This is a genomic window from Nocardioides aequoreus (assembly GCF_000720335.1).
Lineage (GTDB): Bacteria > Actinomycetota > Actinomycetes > Propionibacteriales > Nocardioidaceae > Marmoricola > Marmoricola aequoreus.
Map to the genome: position 1 here is coordinate 1 of NZ_JOJN01000024.1, position 4803 is coordinate 4803.

General features: G+C 67.6%; 4 protein-coding genes. All 4 read left to right on the forward strand.

Annotated elements, in window-relative coordinates:
- Positions 1 to 171: 171 nt before the first annotated feature.
- The 4 genes from IG63_RS0120100 (at position 172) to IG63_RS0120115 (ending at position 4669) form a co-directional block, all read left to right on the forward strand.
- Positions 172 to 1266, forward strand: a complete 1095-nt coding sequence (locus tag IG63_RS0120100; RefSeq protein ID WP_030486119.1) for a tyrosine-type recombinase/integrase — start codon at positions 172 to 174, stop codon at positions 1264 to 1266.
- Positions 1267 to 1297: 31 nt separating this feature from the next.
- On the forward strand, positions 1298 to 1639 hold the full coding sequence (locus tag IG63_RS0120105; protein WP_030486120.1) for a helix-turn-helix domain-containing protein: 342 nt from the start codon (positions 1298 to 1300) through the stop codon (positions 1637 to 1639).
- A 38-nt stretch (positions 1640 to 1677) separates the two neighbouring features.
- A complete protein-coding gene (locus tag IG63_RS0120110) occupies positions 1678 to 3516 on the forward strand; it encodes a site-specific integrase (protein ID WP_051707365.1) in 1839 nt (612 codons plus the stop codon).
- Positions 3517 to 3646: 130 nt separating this feature from the next.
- Positions 3647 to 4669: an ankyrin repeat domain-containing protein gene (locus IG63_RS0120115; protein ID WP_030486122.1), complete on the forward strand. Its 1023-nt coding sequence runs from the start codon at positions 3647 to 3649 to the stop codon at positions 4667 to 4669.
- The last annotated feature ends 134 nt before the right edge of the window (positions 4670 to 4803 follow it).

A 4803-nucleotide genomic window follows, 5' to 3' on the forward strand; every position in this document is an offset into this window, starting at 1 on the left:
GCTGTCTCTAGGCACTCAGGTTCGATCGGCGGCATCAGAGGCTCCGATCTGCGTTTGTGCAGGTAGCGTCGGTTCGTCACCGGCGAGAATCTGAAGTGATGGACCGTCACTCTGGCTGACGGTTTCGTCGTAGGATTGACGGATGGTCGCCTCCGTTGAAGGTGATAGCTGATGGGTCTGGTGGCGCTGCCGGGTGGCGGTGACGCCGATCTGGTGTTGGCGAGTCCGCAACAGGCGGAAGATTTCGAGCAGGAGATCGTCGACCAGTTCGCGATGGCAATGTCGGCGGCAGGGCTGAGCGACGACCACATCCGCCAGACCCGCTCGATCGTGATCGAGTTCGCCCGCTCGCTGACCAAGCCGCTGTGGGAAGCGACCTGCAAGGACGCCGACGCCTTCATGGCCGAGCAACGGCGCCTGGGCCACGCCGTGTCGACCCGGGCAGGCAAGGCGGGTGCCCTGTCGACGTTCTACGAGTTCCTCATCGCCCGCTACGAAGGACAGATCCGCCGCGCCACCGGTGTGCTGGTCGAGCAGCCGATCGATGAGTTCAACCGTCAGTCCGGCGCATCGCTGGGCAAGGTCCGCGTCCCGCCGTCCGACGACGAGATCGACGCACTGTTCACCGGCTGGCGCGAATCGATCCCGCATGCACGCAAGTACCTGCCCGCAGCCAGGGACTACGTCGCTGCCTCGCTGTGGCGGCGACTCGGGCTGCGCATCAACGAGACCGTCATGCTCGACATCCGCGACTGGCGCCCCGACCTGGGCGAGTTCGGCAAACTCCATGTCCGCTTCGGCAAGGGCAGCCGCGGCCGCGGTCACAAGCCGCGGCTCGTGCCCGCGATCAACGGCGCCGACAAGCTGATCGACTGGTGGCTGGCCGAAGTCCGGCACCAATACGGCGCCGACTACACCAACCCGGATGCACCGATGCTGCCCTCGGAACGGTTCGACGACGACCTCGACCGATGTGGCCGCGTGGGCAGCAACGCACTGCGACGTGGCCTGATGATCCAGGTCGACCGGCTCCTGCCCGCCTGGTCGGGTCAGATGACACCCCACGTGCTGCGGCACTACTGCGCCTCGTCGCTCTACGCCGTCGGCATGGACATCCGAGCCATCCAGGAACTGCTCGGCCACCAGTGGCTCTCGACGACCTCGGGCTACATCCACGTCCGCAGCGAACACATCACCAACGCCTGGAACGCCGCCAACCAGCGCGTTGAAGACCGACTCGGCCTCGCGCCCAGCCGGCCGCACTAACACGAACAGAACGAGAGAGGAGCTGATCAGGATGCAGTGGAACCTGCGCCTACGCGCCGCCGAGCGAGGGATCTGGAAGTCCGCGCAACTGCGCCGCATGCTCGCTGAGGCAGGCGTCGAGATCTCCGCGGGGAAGATGTCGTCATGGTGGGCCGGGACCCCACCGACCATGCGGCTGGAGGAACTCGACGTCCTGTGCGCGCTGCTCGAGTGCACCCCCGACGACCTGTTGACTCCCGAACCCGACAAGGTCGCGGCACGTATCCGCCAGGCCAAGGCAGCGAACGGCGACGGGGACCAGCCCGACCCGAACGGCGGCAGCTCGGTAGTTGCCCCGCGGTTCGGCAAATCTCGCTCCACCCCGCCGTTGTGAGCGGTCTTCGGACCGACTGAGACCTCGACGACGACCCCATGCCAGCCCCCGGGCCCGACGCGCCCCTGCGACTGCCGCCCCGGTGCAACAAGTGCCAGGCCAGCCCGGTCGCATGGACGAGCCCACGCGTCGACTTCTGCTACGACTGCCTGCCCGGCGGACCGTTCACAACCCCGCCATGTCGCTGGTGCGGCACGACCAACGACTACTTCAGCCAGGGCCTGTGCGTGCTCTGCCACCCCCGAAGCCCTCAACGAGCGGGCTCCTGCAAGGGCTGCCTCGCCTGGGGTGTCTACCCGCGCTACAACTGGACCTGCTGGCCCTGTCGCTGGTGGCGCACCCACTACCCCGAAGGGACCTGCGACCACTGCGGACGCCTCGCCCGGATCGGCAACTCCGGTGCCTGCAGGCTCTGCGTCGAGCAAGCCCAGATCACCCAAGAGGCCGGCCGAGCCCTCGACTACGCCGGCGCCAACCAGCACAGCCAGCAGCTGTTCCTTGCCAACATGCTCTTCAAGAGACGCGTCACCCCACGCCTCGCTCCCCAGCCCAGCCTGCGCCGGGGACCCCGCGCCCGCAACGCGAATACCACTCGCGTTCGAACCGGCGACGAGCCATGGCGCAGCCGCTACAAGAACCAGCTGCCCTATCCCGCCGGGACCGGCTTCGACGACGAGGCGTCGGTCCAGCTGGCACTGTTCGACATGGCGCCCGATCCCGAAGCAGTACGACGACGCGCCCTGCTCGAGGACAGCGAGCTGACCCGCTACTGCGCCGCCGTCGTCGACGACCACGCCGAGCGCTACGGCTGGTCCGTACGCCAACGCAACGACGTCATCCGGTCCCTGCGGCTGCTGCAGACGCTGCGTGAGAACCCGACCGCGAAGATCCGCGCCAGCGACGTCCTGCAACTGCCTCGCTACGACGGCAACATCGTCTCCACCATCGACGTCCTCGCCGACGCCGGTCTCCTCATCGAGGACCGCCCCAACCGAGTCGAGATCTACTTCGCTGCCAAGGCCGCCAACTTGCCGCCTCAGATGCGCGAGCAGCTCGAACTGTGGCTCAACGCGATGCTCCAAGGCTCCACACAGGCGCCGCGCCAGGTCCCGCGCGATCCCCAGACGGCCAGGGTTCAGATCCTCGGCATCGTGACCGTCGTCAACACGTGGGTCGAAGCTGGCTACACCTCCTTCGCGCAGGTGACTCGCGCCGACATCGAGCACGCGCTGGAGCCCCTCAACCCAGGCCGGCGTCACGCCGCCGAGCTCGGCCTGAAGTCGCTGTTCAAGACGCTCAAGGGCCGCAAGCTGGTCTTCGCCAACCCGACGCGCGGCATCAAGACCACCACCTTCACAGGCACGATCCCGCTCGCCCTGGACCCGGCCGTGATCCGCACCGAACTGAACCATCCCGACCCGGTGGTCGCTCTGGCGGTCGCGCTGGTGGCGTTCCACGCCCTGACCGGCAAACAGCTGCGGGCGATCAAGCTCACCGACATCGTCGACGGCCGGCTCACCATCGGCGACCGCGTCATCCCGCTCGCCGCACCGGTCCTCACCCGCCTGACGGCCTGGCTCGACCACCGCAACCAGCGCTGGCCCAACAGCCTCAACCCGCACCTGCTGGTCAGCCGCCGCACCGCACCCCGACTCGTCCCGGTCGGGCACAGCTATCCCTGGAAGGGCGTCACGCTGCGGCCACAGGCGCTGCGCGAGGACCGGATCCTGCACGAGATCCACGCCACCGGCGGCGACGTACGCCGCATCTACGACCTCTTCGGCCTCAACGTCGACAGCGCGACCCGCTACCTCAAGACCATCGAACATCCCGACCTCGCCAACGGGGGCAAACCTGGCGGTGCCCCGATAGAGTGATCCATGCGCGCGAGGGCGCAACCGGGTCCGCGGACAGGACTGAGTCCACCTCGCGATCGACACACGGCGTGCCACTGTGACGATCTCCTTGCCCGGCAAACGCGGACCTGCCGGCCGACGAGGAGCCGTCATGACCGAACTTCTTCCACGCACCGATCTCGATCAACTCCGCCGCCAGGCCAAGGAACTCCTTCGCACGGCTCAAAGCGGTGACACCGGCGCCGCGGCGCGCATCCACGCGGTCTCGGACCAACTGATCCTCACGTCCGCACAATTGGCGCTGGCCCGCGAGCACGGCTTCACCAGCTGGGCCAAGCTCAAGACCGAGGTGGAGCGCCGACAGGTCCTCGACAGCCTCGACGCACAACGCCTGCGCGAACTGCTCTCCGGCCATCCAGAGCTCGCCACCGAACCGCTCACAGGCTGGTGCGACCACCGCGGCGTGACGCCGCTGGGCTACGTAGCGATGATGCGCTACGACACCACCTGCGGAGCATGGCGAGAGGTTCAAGGCACAGCCGCACTCGCACGAGAACTGCTTCGTGCCGGTGCCCCTGTCGACGGTGCACCTGGCGACGCCGAGACACCGCTGATGACAGCGGCGAGCTACGGCGACGCCGAGGTGGCCAAAGTACTCGTCGAGGCAGGCGCGAGCCTCACCGCGACCGCGACGCCCGACGCCGGTGGCGTCCCCGGTGGAACCGCACTGCGTCACGCCGCGGTCTTCGGGATGACCGAAGTCGCCGAGGTACTGCTTGCCGCCGGCGCCTCCGACATCGTGCATGCCGCAGCTGCTGGCTCGATCGCCGGGATGCTGACCGCTGACACGCCCGATGCCGACCGGGTCGCGGCGCTGCGGATCGCCGCTGAACACGGCCGACTCGAGGTGATCGACCAGCTGCTGGCGACTGGGACTCCGATCGACGGCATCGATGGTGACGGCTCCACCGCCTTGCACGAGGCTGCCTACAGCGGACGCGCAGACAGCGCCCGCCACCTCCTCGCCCGCGGAGCAGACCCCAACCGTCGAGACAGCCGGTTCAACAGCACGCCGCTGGGTTGGTGCCGCCACAGGCGGGAGGAACTCGGGCCCGGTCACGGCCACGACGAAGTCGAAGAGCTCCTGGCTCCACTGACTAACGAAACCGAGTAGAAGCCGCGGGTAGGGAACGATGGGCTCGGCCAACAACAGGTTCCTCCAACCTGAGTAGCCAGATGCGCTCAACGCACCCTGCATGCTCAGGTTCGCTTCAAAACCGTCAATTTTCATGCGAACTTCTAACCTGC